This is a genomic window from Citrobacter sp. Cf136 (assembly GCF_030333815.1).
Taxonomy (GTDB): Bacteria; Pseudomonadota; Gammaproteobacteria; order Enterobacterales; family Enterobacteriaceae; genus Citrobacter; species Citrobacter freundii.
Window position 1 is genome coordinate 173,642 of sequence record NZ_JAOWFE010000040.1, and the last position, 17,775, is coordinate 191,416.

A 17,775-nucleotide genomic window follows, 5' to 3' on the forward strand; every position below is an offset into this window, starting at 1 on the left:
AAGACGATGGCGATTGCAATTGGCCTCGATTTTGGTAGTGATTCAGTACGCGCTTTGGCGGTGGAATGTGCCACCGGCGAAGAGATCGCCACCAGCGTTGAGTGGTATCCACGTTGGCAGGAAGGGCAGTATTGCGATGGCCCAAACAACCAGTTTCGCCATCATCCGCGCGACTACATTGAATCCATGGAAGCGGCGCTGAAAACCGTATTGGCCGAACTGAGCGCTGAACAGCGCGCGGAAGTGGTCGGGATCGGCGTTGACAGTACCGGCTCAACCCCGGCGCCCATCGATGCAGACGGTAACGTACTGGCACTGCGTCCGGAGTTCGCGGAAAACCCGAATGCAATGTTTGTCCTGTGGAAAGATCACACCTCAGTAGAAGAAGCTGAAGAAATCACCCGCCTGTGCCACACACCGGGCAAGATCGATTACTCCCGCTATATCGGCGGCATTTATTCCAGCGAATGGTTCTGGGCCAAAATCCTGCATGTAACTCGTCAGGACCATGCGGTAGCCGAAGCTGCGGTCTCGTGGATTGAGCTATGCGATTGGGTTCCGGCCCTGCTCTCCAACACCGTACGCCCACAGGATATTCGTCGCGGTCGCTGCAGCGCCGGACATAAATCCCTGTGGCATGAAAGCTGGGGTGGTCTGCCGCCAGCCAGTTTCTTTGACGAACTCGACCCCATCCTCAACCGCCATCTGCAATACCCAATGTTTACCGATACCTTCACCGCGGATCTGCCGGTTGGCACCCTGTGCGCTGAGTGGGCACAGCGCCTGGGGCTACCGGAAAGCGTGGTGATTGCAGGCGGTGCTTTTGACTGCCATATGGGCGCGGTTGGCGCAGGCGCACAGCCTAACACGCTGGTGAAAGTCATCGGCACGTCGACCTGCGACATTCTGATTGCCGACAAACACAGCGTTGGCGAACGCGCGGTGAAAGGCATTTGCGGCCAGGTTGATGGCAGCGTGGTACCTAGTTTTATTGGCCTCGAAGCTGGCCAGTCTGCATTCGGCGATATCTATGCCTGGTTTAGCCGCGTGCTGAGCTGGCCTCTGGAACAGCTTGCCGCACAGCATCCGGAACTGCAGTCCCAGATTAAAGCCAGTCAAAAACAGCTGCTGCCTGCACTCACTGAAGCATGGGCGAAAAATCCATCACTGGAGCATCTCCCGGTGGTGCTCGACTGGTTCAACGGTCGCCGTACGCCCAATGCCAACCAGCGTTTGAAAGGGGTAATTACCGATCTGAACCTGGCAACTGACGCGCCAGCGCTGTTCGGTGGGCTGATTGCCGCCACGGCCTTTGGCGCACGCGCCATTATGGAATGCTTCACCGAACAAGGCATTGCGGTTAACAACGTAATGGCGCTTGGCGGTATCGCGCGCAAGAACCCGGTCATCATGCAGGCCTGCTGTGACGTGCTGAACCGCCCGCTACAGATTGTCGCTTCAGACCAGTGCTGCGCACTCGGTGCGGCTATCTTCGCTGCCGTTGCCGCGAAAGTACACGCGGATATCCCAGCCGCTCAGCAGCAAATGGCAAGCGCCGTGGAAAACACGCTGCAACCTCGCCCAGAGCAGGCTCAACGTTTTGAACAACTCTACCGCCGCTATCAGCAGTGGGCGGTAAGCGCTGAACAACAATACCTTCCGACTGCCGCTCCGGCGCAACAAGCCCCGGTAGACCTGGCAACCCTGACACATTAAGGACACGACAATGACGATTTTTGATAACTATGAAGTGTGGTTTGTGATTGGTAGCCAGCATCTGTATGGCCCTGAAACCCTGCGTCAGGTAACCCAACATGCGGAGCACGTCGTTAACGCACTGAATACTGAAGCCAAACTGCCCTGTAAGCTGGTATTAAAGCCGCTGGGAACTTCCCCTGACGAGATTACCGCTATCTGTCGTGACGCTAACTACGACGATCGCTGTGCAGGGATGGTGGTCTGGCTGCATACCTTCTCCCCGGCCAAAATGTGGATCAACGGCCTGACTATCCTTAATAAACCGCTACTTCAGTTCCACACCCAGTTCAACGCCGCCCTGCCGTGGGACAGCATTGATATGGACTTTATGAACCTGAACCAAACCGCGCACGGCGGTCGTGAGTTCGGCTTTATCGGCGCACGTATGCGTCAGCAGCACGCCGTGGTCACCGGTCACTGGCAGGACAAACAGGCACACGAACGCATCGGCTCCTGGATGCGCCAGGCCGTGTCCAAACAGGACACTCGCCATCTGAAAGTCTGCCGTTTTGGCGACAACATGCGCGAAGTTGCGGTCACAGATGGCGATAAAGTCGCTGCGCAGATCAAGTTCGGTTTCTCGGTAAACACCTGGGCCGTGGGCGATCTGGTGCAGGTCGTGAACGCAATTAGCGATGGCGAAATCAACGCGCTAATCGATGAGTATGAAAGCACTTACACCATGACGGCGGCGACGCAAGTCCACGGTGAAAAACGTCAGAACGTCCTGGAAGCTGCCCGTATTGAACTGGGGATGAAGCGCTTCCTGGAACAGGGTGGATTCCACGCCTTCACCACCACATTTGAAGATTTACACGGCCTGAAACAGCTTCCGGGTCTGGCCGTACAGCGTCTGATGCAGCAAGGCTATGGCTTTGCGGGTGAAGGCGACTGGAAAACCGCCGCTCTGCTTCGCATCATGAAGGTGATGTCAACCGGTCTGCAGGGCGGCACCTCATTTATGGAGGATTACACCTACCACTTCGAGAAAGGCAACGATCTGGTACTCGGTTCGCACATGCTGGAAGTTTGCCCGTCCATCGCGGTGGAAGAGAAACCGATCCTCGACGTACAGCACCTCGGCATTGGTGGTAAAGACGATCCCGCCCGTCTGATCTTCAACACCAAAGCCGGCCCGGCCGTGGTTGCCAGCCTGATCGATCTCGGCGATCGTTTTCGCCTGCTGGTTAACTGCATCGACACGGTACAAACACCGCACTCCCTGCCGAAACTGCCTGTAGCTAACGCGCTGTGGAAAGCTCAACCGGATCTGCCAACCGCATCTGAAGCATGGATCCTGGCCGGTGGCGCGCACCACACCGTGTTCAGCCACGCGCTGGATCTGAACGATATGCGCCAGTTCGCTGAAATGCACGATATCGAGATCGCTGTGATCGATAACGATACCCGCCTGCCGGCCTTTAAGGACGCGCTGCGCTGGAACGAAGTGTATTACGGGTTCAAACGTTAATTGTCGAAACGGATTGCCCGGTGGCATTTCATTTACCGGGCCTACAAATCACCGTAGGCCGGATAAGCGAAGCGCCATCCGGCATTCAGGAGTTAACATGCTAGAAGATCTTAAACGTCAGGTACTGGAAGCCAATCTGGCGTTGCCTAAGCACAATCTGGTCACCCTGACCTGGGGGAACGTCAGCGCCGTCGATCGCGAGCGCGACGTGTTTGTGATTAAACCTTCCGGGGTCGATTACAGCGTAATGACCGCAGACGATATGGTGGTAGTCAGTATCGCCACGGGTGAAGTAGTCGAAGGCCAGAAGAAGCCCTCTTCCGATACCCCAACGCACCGACTGCTGTATCAGGCATTCCCGACCATTGGCGGTATTGTTCATACCCACTCGCGTCACGCGACAATCTGGGCGCAGGCGGGTCAGTCGATTCCGGCCACGGGTACCACCCATGCGGACTATTTCTACGGTTCGATTCCCTGCACACGGAAAATGACCGACGAAGAAATCAACGGCGAATATGAATGGGAAACCGGCAATGTGATCGTTGAAACCTTTGAGAAACAAGGTATTGACGCCTCGCAGATGCCTGGCGTGCTAGTGCACTCTCACGGTCCGTTTGCCTGGGGAAAAAATGCCGAAGATGCAGTGCATAACGCCATCGTGCTGGAAGAAGTCGCCTACATGGGGATCTTCTGTCGCCAGCTCGCGCCGCAATTGCCAGATATGCAACAAACCCTGTTAGATAAGCATTACCTGCGTAAACACGGTGCTAAAGCCTACTACGGGCAGTAACCTTTATATAAGCGCGTTTTGATCGTCGCGCGCTTTATTTTTACTCGGCTATATATTCAGCAAAAGCACTTTGATAAACACAGTTATTAGAAGAAACATACTCAATCACATTGTCATAATTCCCATGAGTTTCCTCTCCTTCCAGTGAATGGAAGAAAATATAATCTGTTATCGTTGACTGCCATTTCTGCCCACACAACAAATAATTAATTACCGTATCACGATGACCATTTCTTCTGTCATGCCCCTGCCAGTGAAAAAAAGCGTTTCCACTTTCAATTATTTCAGTCCGCCAAATTTGTCCGGTCCATGTTTTGTACTCAATATATTTGCTCACAGCTTTAATTACTGGGTTTGATAGCTGAGTATTAACAAATAGATAGTGCTGGTATCCAGGCAAAATTGCCTGAGTATAAACATTCATAAAAACTCCATCTCATCACTTTCCCGGATATGTATTAAGAAGCACCCGAACAGTAAGCTGAAAATAAATTATATCCCGAGATAAAAACCAAATTCTACAGAGAGATTCCCGACGAATTCGAACTGAAAATCCGTTTCTATTCGGCAATAAACACAATTAAATATATATTATATTTCAAACTCATATCCGGATGCTTCGAATAAAATCTTTACATCAACCATTAATAAACACAAATAAAAAAAGTAAATTTTCCTGAATCCGAGAAAGATGTAGCAAAAATAAATAAGCACAAATCCGAAAAACAGCAAACATCCGATAATGGACTTTATAATATCAATTCAATACATAACCCAGATGGACAATCGCCATTTAAAACAACAGCCACACCAATAAAATAGTTCACTGCAACTCGTCTTAGGCACGATATTCATATATTAAATACGAAGATAACCCAGGCTGACACAACACATTTTTTACTCAGAGACGCTTTTTACTCCAGCGGGTACCGCGTCTTACGCCGAATAACTGTACAAAATAACAGTACAATCATGTAAACCAGGCTATAATAGTGTCTGGCTTTTTGACGGATACACAGCGTGGCGCAGGCAGGCTTTATTCTAACCCGACACTGGCGGGACACTCCGCAGGGAACTGAGGTCTCATTCTGGCTGGCTACAGACGATGGGCCGCTGCAGGTCACGCTTGCGCCTCAGGAGTCAGTCGCGTTTATTCCCACCAGTCAGGTTCCTCGCGTCACGTCATTATTACGCACTGAAAACGGCTATCGCCTGACGCCTCTTCAGTTGCAAGACTTCCACCGCCAGCCCGTTTCCGGCCTGTATTGCCGCTCACATCGCCAGCTTATGCGGCTGGAAAAACTGCTGCGCGAAAACGCAGTCACCGTCTACGAAGCCGACGTACGGCCGCCGGAGCGGTATCTGATGGAGCGCTTTATCACCTCCCCTGTTTGGGTCGAAGGCGACAGACATGACGACATGCTGGTTAATGCCCGCCTGAAGCCGAACCCTGACTATCGACCACCGCTAAAATGGGTATCGCTGGATATCGAAACCACGCGCCACGGCGAACTCTACTGCATCGGTCTTGAGGGCTGTGGGCAGCGTATTGTCTATATGCTCGGCCCGGAAAACGGTGATGCCTCTGCGCTGGATTTTGAACTTGAGTACGTTGCAAGCCGCCCGCAGTTGTTGGAAAAGCTCAATGACTGGATTGCCCGTCACGATCCTGATGTGATAATCGGCTGGAACGTCGTGCAATTCGATTTACGCGTCCTGCAAAAGCACGCCGAACGTTACCGCATTCCCCTGCGTTTTGGTCGTGACAATAGCGAGCTGGAGTGGCGCGAGCATGGCTTCAAAAATGGCGTGTTCTTCGCGCAGGCTAAAGGTCGCCTGATTATCGACGGCATTGAGGCGCTCAAATCCGCATTCTGGAATTTCTCGTCATTTTCGCTGGAGACGGTGTCGCAGGAGCTACTGGGCGAAGGGAAGTCAATTGATAATCCCTGGGACAGGATGGACGAAATCGATCGCCGGTTTGCCCAGGATAAGCCCGCGCTCGCCACCTACAATCTCAAAGACTGTGAGTTGGTCACGCGTATTTTTCATAAAACCGAGATCATGCCATTTCTGCTTGAGCGATCGACGGTCAACGGTCTGCCGGTCGACCGGCACGGTGGTTCAGTTGCCGCCTTCGGACATCTCTACCTGCCACGAATGCACCGGGCGGGGTATGTGGCACCGAACCTGGGTGAAGTCCCCGCTCACGCCAGCCCCGGTGGCTACGTGATGGACTCGCGCCCCGGCTTATACGACTCGGTACTGGTGCTGGATTACAAAAGCCTGTACCCCTCAATAATACGTACTTTTTTAATCGATCCGGTGGGGCTTATCGAAGGAATGGCGCAGCCGGATCCGGAGCACAGCACCGAAGGGTTCCTTGACGCCTGGTTCTCACGTGAAAAGCACTGCCTGCCGGAAATCGTGACCCGGATCTGGCATGGTCGCGATGAAGCAAAACGCCGCGGCAATAAGCCGCTCTCGCAGGCGCTGAAAATCATCATGAACGCATTTTACGGCGTGCTGGGAACCACCGCCTGTCGCTTTTTCGACCCGAGACTGGCCTCGTCCATTACCATGCGCGGCCATGCGATCATGCGCCAGACCAAAGCGCTGATTGAAGCTCAGGGTTACGACGTTATCTATGGCGATACCGACTCGACCTTTGTCTGGCTGAAAAAGGCGCACTCAGAAGACGATGCCGCCCGGATTGGCCGTGAGCTGGTGAGCTATGTCAACGACTGGTGGGCGCAGTCGCTGAAGCAACAAAACCTGACCAGTGCGCTGGAGCTGGAATTTGAAACCCATTTTTGTCGCTTTCTGATGCCGACCATTCGCGGTGCAGATACCGGCAGTAAAAAACGCTATGCAGGGATGATTCAGGACGGTGCTGAGCAACGTATGGTGTTTAAGGGACTGGAAACGGTACGAACCGACTGGACGCCGCTGGCCCAACAGTTTCAGCAGGAGCTATACCTGCGAATTTTTCGTAACGAACCTTATCAGGAGTTTGTTCGCGAGACTATTGACCGTCTGATGGCCGGTGAAATGGATGAACAACTGGTGTACCGCAAGCGCCTGCGCCGCCCGTTAAGCGAATACCAGCGCAATGTTCCACCACACGTGCGTGCCGCGCGACTCGCCGATGAGCAGAATGTAAAGCTGGGGCGTCCACCGCAGTATCAAAATCGCGGAACCATAAAATATGTCTGGACGGTCAATGGCCCAGAACCTGTTGATTATCAGCTATCTGTGCTCGATTACGAGCATTATCTGACACGCCAGATCCAACCCGTTGCCGAGGGAATTCTTCCCTTTATTGACGATAATTTTGCTACACTACTCACAGGGCAACTGGGGTTATTTTGACGCGTGACGAAACCGTCGCCATCCAGTACCATAGCGCCCTTTCCATTCCTGGACCCCAATACACTTGCTGCCACTTTACTCTGGCAGAGGGTGAGTATTGCCTGCAACTAAAGATATAGAGCCGAACATATATGCCTTTTACACTTGGTCAACGCTGGATCAGCGATACAGAAAGCGAATTGGGACTTGGTACCGTTGTCGCCATGGATGCGCGAACCGTCACATTACTTTTCTCATCGACGGGCGAAAACCGTCTGTATGCGCGCAGTGATTCCCCCGTGACCCGCGTGATGTTCAATCCTGGCGATACGATAACAAGCCATGAAGGCTGGCAACTGCATGTCGATGAAGTAAAAGAAGAAAACGGCCTGCTTGCCTATATCGGAACCCGCCTGGATACCGAAGAAACCGGTGTCATGCTGCGTGAAGTACTACTCGACAGCAAACTGGTATTCAGCAAACCACAAGATCGCCTGTTTGCCGGCCAGATTGACCGCATGGATCGCTTTGCTCTGCGCTATCGCGCGCGTAAATTTCAGAGCGAACAATACCGTATGCCGTGGAGTGGTTTGCGTGGTCAACGTACCAGCCTGATTCCTCACCAGCTGAACATTGCCCATGATGTTGGCCGTCGTCATGCCCCTCGCGTTTTACTGGCAGACGAAGTGGGTTTAGGTAAAACCATTGAAGCCGGGATGATCCTGCATCAACAGTTGCTGTCAGGCGCCGCAGAGCGCGTGCTGATCATCGTGCCGGAGACATTACAGCACCAGTGGCTGGTCGAAATGCTGCGTCGCTTCAACCTGCGTTTTGCACTGTTTGATGATGAGCGTTATGCAGAAGCGCAGCACGACGCCTACAACCCGTTTGAAACCGAACAACTGGTCATCTGCTCGCTGGACTTTGCCCGTCGCAGTAAACAGCGCCTGGAGCATCTGTGTGACGCCGAATGGGATCTGCTGATCGTCGATGAAGCGCATCACCTGGTGTGGAGCGAAGACGCACCCAGCCGCGAATATATGGCCATTGAACAACTGGCAGAACGTGTGCCGGGCATCCTGCTGCTAACCGCTACACCGGAGCAACTGGGCATGGAAAGTCACTTTGCTCGTCTGCGCCTGCTGGACCCCAGCCGTTTCCACGATTTCGCCCAGTTTGTTGAAGAGCAAAAAAATTATCGTCCGGTCGCCGACGCCGTCGCTATGTTACTGGCAGGCAACAAGCTGAGTAATAGTGAGCTGAACATGTTAGGCGACATGATTGGCGAGCAGGACATTGAACCGCTATTGCTGGCGGCAAACAGCGACAGCGAAGATGCCCAGAGCGCGCGTCAGGAGCTGGTTTCGATGCTGATGGACCGCCATGGCACCAGCCGCGTGCTGTTCCGTAACACCCGTAATGGTGTGAAAGGCTTCCCAAAACGCGAGCTGCACACCATCAAGCTGCCACTGCCGACCCAATACCAGACGGCGATTAAAGTCTCCGGCATTATGGGTGCGCGTAAAAGCGCGGAAGACCGGGCGCGCGATATGCTCTACCCGGAACAGATTTATCAGGAATTCGAAGGCGATACCGGCACCTGGTGGAACTTTGACCCGCGCGTGGAATGGCTAATGGGCTATCTGACCAGCCACCGCTCGCAAAAAGTATTAGTTATCTGTGCAAAAGCCACCACCGCGCTTCAACTGGAGCAGGTTCTGCGCGAGCGCGAAGGTATCCGCGCTGCCGTGTTCCATGAAGGGATGTCGATCATTGAGCGTGACCGCGCCGCAGCCTGGTTTAGTGAAGAAGATAGCGGCGCTCAGGTAATGCTGTGTTCTGAAATCGGCTCCGAAGGGCGTAACTTCCAGTTCGCCAGCAATCTGGTGATGTTTGACCTGCCGTTCAACCCGGACCTGCTGGAACAGCGTATTGGCCGTCTGGACCGTATTGGTCAGGCGCATGATATTCAGATCCACGTCCCGTACCTGGAAAAAACCGCACAATCCGTGCTGGTGCGCTGGTACCACGAAGGTCTGGATGCGTTCGAACACACCTGCCCGACCGGCCGTACCATCTACGACACGGTCTATAACAATCTGATCGGCTACCTGGCTGAACCAGAAAATACCGATGGCTTTGACGATCTGATCAAAACCTGTCGCGAACAACATGACGCGCTGAAAGCTCAGCTGGAGCAAGGTCGTGATCGTCTGCTCGAGATCCACTCTAACGGCGGTGAAAAAGCGCTGGCACTGGCTGAGAGTATTGAAGAACAGGACGATGATACCAGCCTGATCGCCTTCGCCATGAACCTGTTTGATATCGTTGGTATTAATCAGGATGACCGTGGTGACAATTTGATCGTGCTGACACCGTCCGATCATATGCTGGTGCCAGATTTCCCTGGATTGCCGGAAGATGGCTGCACCATTACGTTTGAGCGTGATGTCGCTCTGTCGCGTGAAGACGCTCAGTTTATTACCTGGGAGCATCCGTTAATCCGTAATGGTCTGGATCTTATCCTCTCTGGCGACACCGGCAGCAGCACCATTTCGTTGTTGAAAAACAAAGCATTGCCGGTCGGAACTCTGTTGGTTGAGCTGGTGTATGTGGTTGAAGCGCAAGCGCCGAAACAGCTGCAGCTGAACCGCTTCCTGCCGCCAACGCCGGTACGCATGCTGCTGGATAAAAACGGCAATAACCTCGCTGCACAGGTTGAGTTCGAAACCTTTAACCGTCAGCTCAGCGCCGTTAACCGCCACACCGGCAGTAAACTGGTCAACGCCGTGCAGCAGGACGTTCATGCTATTCTGCAACTCGGTGAAGCACAGGTGGAAAAATCAGCCCGCGCGCTGATCGACGCGGCGCGTAAAGAAGCGGACGAAAAACTGACTGCGGAACTCTCCCGTCTGGAAGCGCTGCGTGCCGTTAACCCGAACATCCGTGATGACGAACTCAGCGCAATTGAAAGCAACCGTCAGCAGGTGATGGAAAGCCTGGATCAGGCGGGCTGGCGTCTGGATGCCCTGCGCCTGATCGTCGTGACGCATCAGTAACGGAGCCATACATGGGGATGGAAAACTACAATCCGCCGCAGGAACCCTGGTTGGTCATCCTGTATCAGGATGAGCACATTATGGTGGTCAACAAGCCGAGCGGTTTATTGTCTGTGCCGGGTCGTCTGGATGAGCACAAAGACAGCGTGATGACGCGTATCCAGCGCGATTATCCGCAGGCTGAATCCGTACATCGTCTGGATATGGCCACCAGCGGCGTGATTGTAGTCGCGCTAACCAAAGCGGCAGAGCGCGAGCTAAAACGCCAGTTTCGCGAGCGCGAACCGAAAAAACAGTATGTTGCACGCGTCTGGGGGCATCCCGCTCCGGCCGAGGGTCTGGTTGATTTACCGCTGATTTGCGACTGGCCGAACAGGCCAAAACAAAAAGTGTGTTATGAGACCGGGAAATCAGCGCAGACAGAGTATGAGGTGGTGGAGTTCGCGGCGGATAACACCGCCCGGGTCGTGCTTAAACCGATTACCGGACGCTCCCACCAGCTGCGTGTGCATATGCTGGCGTTAGGGCATCCAATCCTCGGCGATCGCTTCTATGCTCCGCCTGAAGCGCTGGCGTTGGCACCCCGCCTGCTGCTGCACGCCGAGATGCTAACCATCACGCATCCCGAATACGGCAACAGTATGACGTTTAAAGTCCCGGCGGATTTTTAAATTCTGAGCCAATTTATGCCGGGGGCGCTTCGCTTGCCCGGCCTACATTCATTACCGTAGGCCGGATAAAGCGCTAGCCGCATCCGGCATAATTATTATTTAAAGCCTTTTTGTTCTTTGATTAACTCGTAAGCCTTCTGGATTTCCTGCGCTTTTTGCTTCGCCATTTCCATCATCTCTGGCGGCAGACCTTTCGCGACCAGTTTGTCCGGATGGTGCTCGCTCATCAGCTTACGGTAAGCGCGCTTTATGGTAGTCGCATCATCGGTCGTTTTCACACCCAGCACATTACAGGCGTCTTCCAGCGTCGGGCCGCGTTGCGCCTGCTGCCAGCTACCGCCGCCAGACTGCTGCTGATATCCGCCGCCAAACTGTGCGCCGCCCTGCATCATGCGCAGGAACTGATCAAATTGGGTACGTGAGATCCCCAACTCTTCAGCAATCACATACAGCACTTCACGTTCGTTAGGATGTAACGACCCATCGGCAAATGCCGCCTGGATTTGAATTTCCAGAAACATGCGGATCAGATCGAATCGACCGAAACAGACGCTGCGAAACTGACGCATCTTTTCACGTAATGGATAATTATCCGATTTTCCTACCCGGAAGGCGTGTTGTGCAGCCGTTCGCGAATCACCGTGCAAATTCATCCGATCCATCAACTGGCTGGCGATATGAATATCGGCTTCCGTGACGCGACCTTTGGATTTGGTCAGATGTCCCATCACCTCAAAAGTGGTGGCAAAAAACAGCGCCTGGCGTTCACGTTGGTTGGCAAACCACGCCATTTTGCGCATGCGGGCTTTGTCGAACATGTGGCCAACTAACAGCCCCAGAACGACACCCCAGAAGCCGCCACCCATCATTAAGGCCACGGCTACACCAATTATCTTTCCCCAATACTGCATAGACTCCCCAAATCTTTATGCTCTCAGCCAGGCTATGTCCCACAATATAAGGTGCTTTTACCGATTTACGGCTGCGGTCAATTGTGGGACATCGCCTATAATTTGCATTATCATACCTGTCATTCAATGCCGTGCCTAACACCACGGATGCCTAAATGGGCAGGATTAACACTAGCGCAGTGAAGATGAGATAAGTTAGGCTGTGACCGTTTGTCACGCGCGACGCTACTGATGATGGAACAATAAATACAACGTATGAAAAAACGTATTCCCACTCTTCTGGCCACCATGATTGCCAGTGCCCTCTATAGCCATCAGGGCCTGGCAGCCGATCTCGCCTCACAGTGTATGCTGGGCGTGCCGAGCTATGACCGTCCTCTGGTACAGGGCGAGACTAATGAATTACCCGTCACCATCAATGCCGACAACGCTAAAGGGAATTATCCCGATGACGCGGTGTTTACCGGCAACGTGGACATCGCACAGGGTAACAGCCGCCTGCAGGCCGACGAAGTACAGCTTCATCAGAAGCAGGCTGAAGGCCAGCCGGAGCCAATACGTACCGTCGATGCGCTGGGCAATGTCCATTATGATGACAATCAGGTTATTCTGAAGGGGCCGAAGGGTTGGTCGAATCTGAATACCAAAGATACCAACATCTGGGAAGGTGATTACCAGATGGTGGGCCGTCAGGGACGCGGGAAAGCCGATCTGATGAAACAGCGTGGCGAAAACCGTTATACCATTCTGGAAAACGGTAGCTTTACCTCCTGTCTGCCAGGTTCCGATACCTGGAGCGTCGTCGGTAGCGAAGTGATCCACGACCGTGAAGAACAGGTCGCAGAGATCTGGAACGCCCGTTTTAAACTGGGTCCGGTTCCGGTCTTTTATAGTCCTTATTTACAGTTACCCGTCGGCGATAAGCGCCGTTCCGGTTTCCTGATCCCGAACGCAAAATATTCCACTAATAACTATTTTGAGTTCTACCTGCCATATTACTGGAACATTGCGCCCAACATGGACGCCACCATCACGCCACATTATATGCACCGTCGTGGCGGGATCATGTGGGAAAACGAATTCCGCTACCTGACGCAAGCAGGTGCGGGCCTGATGGAGTTCGACTATCTGAACTCCGATAAAGTGTATGAGGACGAACATCCGAAGGATGACAATTCACGTCGCTGGCTGTTTTACTGGCAACACTCTGGGGTGATGGACCAGGTGTGGCGTTTCAACGTTGACTATACCAAGGTCAGCGACACCAGCTACTTTAATGATTTCGATAACAAATACGGTTCCAGTACCGACGGCTACGCCACGCAAAAATTCAGCGTCGGCTACGCAGTACAGAACTTTGATGCCACAGTTTCGACCAAGCAGTTCCAGGTCTTCGACGCGCAAAACAGTAACAGCTACTCTGCGCAGCCGCAGTTAGATGTCAACTACTACCAGAATGACGTTGGTCCGTTTGATACCCGTATTTATGGTCAGGCGGTGCACTTCGTTAACACCAACGACAACATGCCGGAAGCGACGCGCGTTCACCTTGAACCGACCATCAATCTGCCATTGTCGAACAACTGGGGAAGTATCAATACCGAAGCAAAACTGCTGGCAACGCACTATCAGCAGACTAATCTGGATTGGTACAACAGCAACCCGCAGAACACCAAGCTCGATGATTCAGCTAACCGCGTCATGCCGCAGTTTAAAGTTGACGGCAAGATGGTGTTCGAGCGTGACATGGAAATGCTGGCGCCAGGCTATACCCAAACGCTGGAGCCGCGCGCGCAGTACCTGTACGTACCGTATCGCGACCAAAGTCATATCTATAACTATGACTCGTCCCTGCTGCAATCTGACTATAGCGGCCTGTTCCGTGACCGTACCTATGGCGGTCTGGACCGCATTGCCTCCGCCAACCAGGTCACGACTGGGGTCACATCTCGCGTTTATGATGACGCAGCCGTTGAACGTTTTAATATATCCGTGGGTCAAATCTACTATTTCACCGAGTCTCGCACCGGCGATGACAACATTAAATGGGAGAATGACGACAAAACGGGCTCACTGGTATGGGCGGGCGATACCTACTGGCGCATCTCCGATCGCTGGGGTTTACGCAGTGGGATCCAGTACGATACCCGTCTGGACAGCGTTGCAACCAGTAGCAGCAGTATCGAATACCGTCGCGACGAAAACCGTATGCTGCAGTTGAACTACCGTTATGCCAGCTCGGAGTATATCCAGGCTACTCTGCCGTCTTACTACTCTACGGCAGAGCAGTATAAAAACGGGATCTCACAGGTGGGCGCAGTGGCAAGCTTCCCAATCGCCGACCGTTGGTCGATTGTTGGCGCTTACTACTTCGATACCAACGTGAACAAAGAAGCAGATTCAATGCTGGGGCTGCAGTACAACTCCTGCTGTTACGCTATTCGCTTCGGTTACGAACGTAAGCTGAACGGCTGGGATAACACCCAGAAACACGCGATTTATGACAACACGATCGGCTTTAATATCGAACTGCGCGGCCTGAGCTCCAACTACGGTCTCGGCACCAACCAAATGTTGCGTTCAAACATTTTGCCGTATCAAAGCTCTTTATGATCTGATTGATTTACAACGTAATCCGCATCGCGGTTAATTGAAATGGAAAAAGTATGAAGAACTGGAAAACGCTGCTTCTCGGTATCGCCATGATCGCGAATACCAGTTTCGCTGCCCCACAGGTAGTCGATAAAGTCGCAGCCGTCGTCAATAACGGCGTCGTTCTCGAAAGCGACGTCGATGGCTTAATGCAGTCAGTAAAACTTAATGCGGGTCAGGCTGGTCAGCAGTTACCGGACGACGCCACGCTGCGTCATCAGATCCTGGAACGTTTGATCATGGATCAAATCCTCCTGCAAATGGGTCAGAAGATGGGTGTTAAAATCTCTGACGAGCAGTTGGATCAGGCTATTGCCAACATCGCCAAGCAGAACAACATGACGCTGGATCAGATGCGCAGTCGTCTGGCACAGGATGGTTTAAGCTATTCGACCTATCGTAGCCAGATCCGCAAAGAGATGACCATCTCTGAAGTGCGTAACAACGAAGTTCGCCGTCGCGTCACCATCCTGCCTCAGGAAGTGGATGCCCTGGCGCAACAGGTAGGCAACCAAAACGATGCCAGCACCGAACTGAACCTGAGCCACATTCTGATCCCATTACCGGAAAACCCAACTTCCGACCAGGTTAACGCGGCTGAAAGCCAGGCGCGCTCTGTTGTTGATGAAGCGCGTAACGGTAGTGATTTTGGCAAACTGGCTATTACTTATTCCGCTGACCAGCAGGCGCTGAAAGGCGGCCAGATGGGTTGGGGACGTATTCAGGAGCTGCCGGGTATCTTCGCCCAGGCGTTAAGCACTGCGAAAAAAGGCGATATCATCGGCCCAATTCGTTCAGGTGTCGGCTTCCACATCCTGAAAGTCAATGATATGCGTGGCCAAAGCCAGAGCATCTCCGTGACTGAAGTTCACGCCCGCCATATTCTGCTTAAGCCGTCGCCGATCATGACCGATCAGCAGGCGCGTCTGAAGCTGGAACAAATCGCGGCAGATATTAAGAGCGGTAAAACGACCTTCGCGGCAGCCGCTAAAGAGTTTTCTCAGGATCCAGGCTCTGCCAACCAGGGCGGCGATCTGGGTTGGGCTGCAGCGGATATTTTCGACCCAGCTTTCCGCGATGCGCTGACCAAACTTCATAAAGGCCAGATGAGCGCCCCGGTGCACTCCTCTTTCGGTTGGCATCTGATCGAATTGCTGGACACGCGGAACGTTGATAAAACTGACGCGGCGCAGAAAGACAGAGCTTACCGCATGCTGATGAACCGTAAATTCTCGGAAGAAGCAGCAACCTGGATGCAGGAACAGCGCGCCAGCGCTTACGTTAAAGTTCTGAGCAACTAATGGCTCGTACTCAACGCGTTGTTATCACTCCCGGCGAACCCGCCGGGATTGGCCCGGACCTGGTGGTTCAGCTCGCCCAGCGCGATTGGCCTGTGGAACTCGTTGTCTGTGCAGATGCAGGACTTCTCCGTGACCGGGCAGCAATGCTCGGTTTACCGCTTTCACTCCTCCCCTACTCTCCAGATACCCCAGCCAGACCGCAATCAGCAGGCACATTGACGCTGTTACCGGTTGCGCTGCGGGCACCTGCTGTCGCGGGTCAGTTGGCGGTAGAAAACGGGCAATATGTAGTGGATACGCTGGCTCGCGCCTGCGATGGTTGTCTGCAAGGTGAGTTTGCGGCGCTGATCACCGGTCCGGTTCACAAGGGCGTAATCAATGACGCAGGCGTTCCGTTTACCGGGCATACCGAGTTTTTTGAAGAGCGCTCACAGGCAAAGAAAGTTGTTATGATGCTGGCGACCGAAGAGCTGCGCGTTGCCCTGGCAACCACGCATTTGCCGCTCAGAGCCGTTGCCGACGCCATCACGCCCGCCCTGCTCCAGGAAGTGATCGGCATTTTGCATCATGATTTACGCACCAAGTTCGGCATTGCCGATCCACATATTCTGGTGTGCGGTCTTAACCCGCATGCTGGTGAAGGCGGTCATATGGGAACGGAAGAGATAGACACCCTCATTCCGGTACTCGATGAACTGCGTGCGCAGGGGATGAAATTAAACGGCCCGCTGCCCGCAGATACGCTTTTTCAGCCCAAATATCTCGACCACGCGGATGCCGTGCTGGCAATGTACCACGATCAGGGTCTCCCCGTGCTAAAATACCAGGGATTTGGTCGCGGTGTGAATATCACGCTGGGCCTGCCCTTTATTCGCACATCCGTCGATCACGGCACCGCACTTGAACTCGCGGGCCATGGACAAGCAGATGTCGGCAGTTTTATTACGGCGCTTAATCTCGCCATCAAAATGATTGTTAATACTAATGAATAATCGAGTCCATCAGGGCCATTTAGCCCGTAAACGTTTCGGGCAGAACTTCCTCAACGATCAGTTTGTGATCGAAAGTATTGTCTCTGCTATCAACCCGCAGAAAGGTCAGGCTATGGTCGAAATCGGCCCAGGCCTGGCGGCATTGACCGAACCAGTAGGCGAACGTCTGGACAAGCTCACGGTCATTGAACTGGACCGCGATCTGGCAGCACGCTTACAGACACACCCGTTTTTAGGGCCTAAGCTGACGATTTATCAGCAAGATGCCATGACCATGAACTTCGGCGAACTGGCACAAACGATGGGACAGCCGCTGCGTGTATTCGGCAACCTGCCGTACAACATCTCCACGCCACTCATGTTCCATCTTTTTTCCTATACTGATGCCATTGCCGACATGCATTTCATGTTGCAAAAAGAGGTGGTCAATCGTCTGGTTGCAGGGCCAAACAGTAAAGCATATGGTCGATTAAGCGTCATGGCGCAGTATTACTGCAATGTGATCCCGGTACTTGAAGTACCGCCTTCCGCATTTACGCCAGCGCCTAAAGTTGATTCAGCTGTTGTGCGTCTGGTCCCTCACGCGACGATGCCGTACCCGGTTAAAGATGTTCGTGTGCTGAGCCGTATTACCACCGAAGCGTTTAATCAGCGCCGTAAAACGGTACGTAACAGTCTCGGCAACCTATTTAGCGTTGAAGTACTGACAGAGCTGGGCGTTGATCCGGCGATGCGAGCGGAAAATATCTCTGTCGCGCAATACTGCCGGATGGCTAACTATCTGTCAGAAAACGCGCCATCGAAGGAGAGTTAAAC

12 protein-coding genes are annotated in these 17,775 nt (G+C 53.2%); 10 read left to right on the top strand and 2 right to left on the bottom strand.

Going from position 1 to position 17,775, the window contains the following annotated elements; translation table 11 throughout:
- Nucleotides 1-6: 6 nt before the first annotated feature.
- From araB to araD, 3 genes are all read left to right on the top strand, one after another.
- Nucleotides 7-1,716 carry a ribulokinase gene (araB, locus tag OGV98_RS20115; protein WP_003837395.1) on the top strand — a complete coding sequence of 570 codons (1,710 nt, stop codon included), beginning with the start codon at nucleotides 7-9 and terminating at the stop codon, nucleotides 1,714-1,716.
- A 10-nt stretch (nucleotides 1,717-1,726) separates the two neighbouring features.
- Nucleotides 1,727-3,229, top strand: a complete 1,503-nt coding sequence (araA, locus tag OGV98_RS20120) for an L-arabinose isomerase (protein ID WP_016149540.1) — start codon at nucleotides 1,727-1,729, stop codon at nucleotides 3,227-3,229.
- Nucleotides 3,230-3,326: 97 nt separating this feature from the next.
- Nucleotides 3,327-4,022, top strand: a complete 696-nt coding sequence (araD, locus tag OGV98_RS20125) for an L-ribulose-5-phosphate 4-epimerase (RefSeq protein WP_049002749.1) — start codon at nucleotides 3,327-3,329, stop codon at nucleotides 4,020-4,022.
- A gap of 40 nt (nucleotides 4,023-4,062) precedes the next feature.
- On the opposite strand, the gene OGV98_RS20130 is transcribed toward araD, so the two are convergent.
- Complete coding sequence (locus OGV98_RS20130) at nucleotides 4,063-4,446, bottom strand: DUF4751 family protein (RefSeq protein WP_048233916.1); 384 nt, start codon at nucleotides 4,444-4,446, stop codon at nucleotides 4,063-4,065.
- A gap of 596 nt (nucleotides 4,447-5,042) precedes the next feature.
- On the opposite strand from OGV98_RS20130, the gene polB reads away from it, so the two are divergent.
- The 3 genes from polB to rluA all read left to right on the top strand — a co-directional run bounded on the left by polB (nucleotide 5,043) and on the right by rluA (nucleotide 11,103).
- Nucleotides 5,043-7,394, top strand: a complete 2,352-nt coding sequence (gene polB, locus OGV98_RS20135; RefSeq protein WP_202580789.1) for a DNA polymerase II — start codon at nucleotides 5,043-5,045, stop codon at nucleotides 7,392-7,394.
- A 131-nt stretch (nucleotides 7,395-7,525) separates the two neighbouring features.
- Nucleotides 7,526-10,432, top strand: coding sequence for an RNA polymerase-associated protein RapA (gene rapA / locus OGV98_RS20140; protein WP_046670925.1), 2,907 nt, complete (start codon nucleotides 7,526-7,528; stop codon nucleotides 10,430-10,432).
- A gap of 11 nt (nucleotides 10,433-10,443) precedes the next feature.
- On the top strand, nucleotides 10,444-11,103 hold the full coding sequence (gene rluA / locus OGV98_RS20145) for a bifunctional tRNA pseudouridine(32) synthase/23S rRNA pseudouridine(746) synthase RluA (RefSeq protein WP_003018849.1): 660 nt from the start codon (nucleotides 10,444-10,446) through the stop codon (nucleotides 11,101-11,103).
- A 95-nt stretch (nucleotides 11,104-11,198) separates the two neighbouring features.
- Here rluA and djlA read toward each other — a convergent pair whose 3' ends face one another.
- Nucleotides 11,199-12,014: a co-chaperone DjlA gene (gene djlA / locus OGV98_RS20150; RefSeq protein WP_003837382.1), complete on the bottom strand. Its 816-nt coding sequence runs from the start codon at nucleotides 12,012-12,014 to the stop codon at nucleotides 11,199-11,201.
- A gap of 255 nt (nucleotides 12,015-12,269) precedes the next feature.
- Here djlA and lptD point away from each other — a divergent pair, with 255 nt between their 5' ends.
- The 4 genes from lptD to rsmA are packed head-to-tail and all read left to right on the top strand — an operon-like array spanning nucleotide 12,270 to nucleotide 17,773.
- The gene (gene lptD, locus OGV98_RS20155) at nucleotides 12,270-14,627 is read left to right on the top strand and encodes an LPS assembly protein LptD (protein ID WP_044712952.1); all 2,358 of its coding nucleotides are present in this window, start codon (nucleotides 12,270-12,272) and stop codon (nucleotides 14,625-14,627) included.
- A 53-nt stretch (nucleotides 14,628-14,680) separates the two neighbouring features.
- The gene (surA, locus tag OGV98_RS20160) at nucleotides 14,681-15,967 is read left to right on the top strand and encodes a peptidylprolyl isomerase SurA (protein WP_003018860.1); all 1,287 of its coding nucleotides are present in this window, start codon (nucleotides 14,681-14,683) and stop codon (nucleotides 15,965-15,967) included.
- Nucleotides 15,967-16,959, top strand: a complete 993-nt coding sequence (gene pdxA, locus OGV98_RS20165; protein ID WP_044712955.1) for a 4-hydroxythreonine-4-phosphate dehydrogenase PdxA — start codon at nucleotides 15,967-15,969, stop codon at nucleotides 16,957-16,959. Before surA ends, pdxA begins: the two co-directional genes overlap by 1 nt.
- Nucleotides 16,952-17,773: a 16S rRNA (adenine(1518)-N(6)/adenine(1519)-N(6))-dimethyltransferase RsmA gene (gene rsmA / locus OGV98_RS20170; protein ID WP_003018865.1), complete on the top strand. Its 822-nt coding sequence runs from the start codon at nucleotides 16,952-16,954 to the stop codon at nucleotides 17,771-17,773. Before pdxA ends, rsmA begins: the two co-directional genes overlap by 8 nt.
- Nucleotides 17,774-17,775 lie beyond the last annotated feature (2 nt).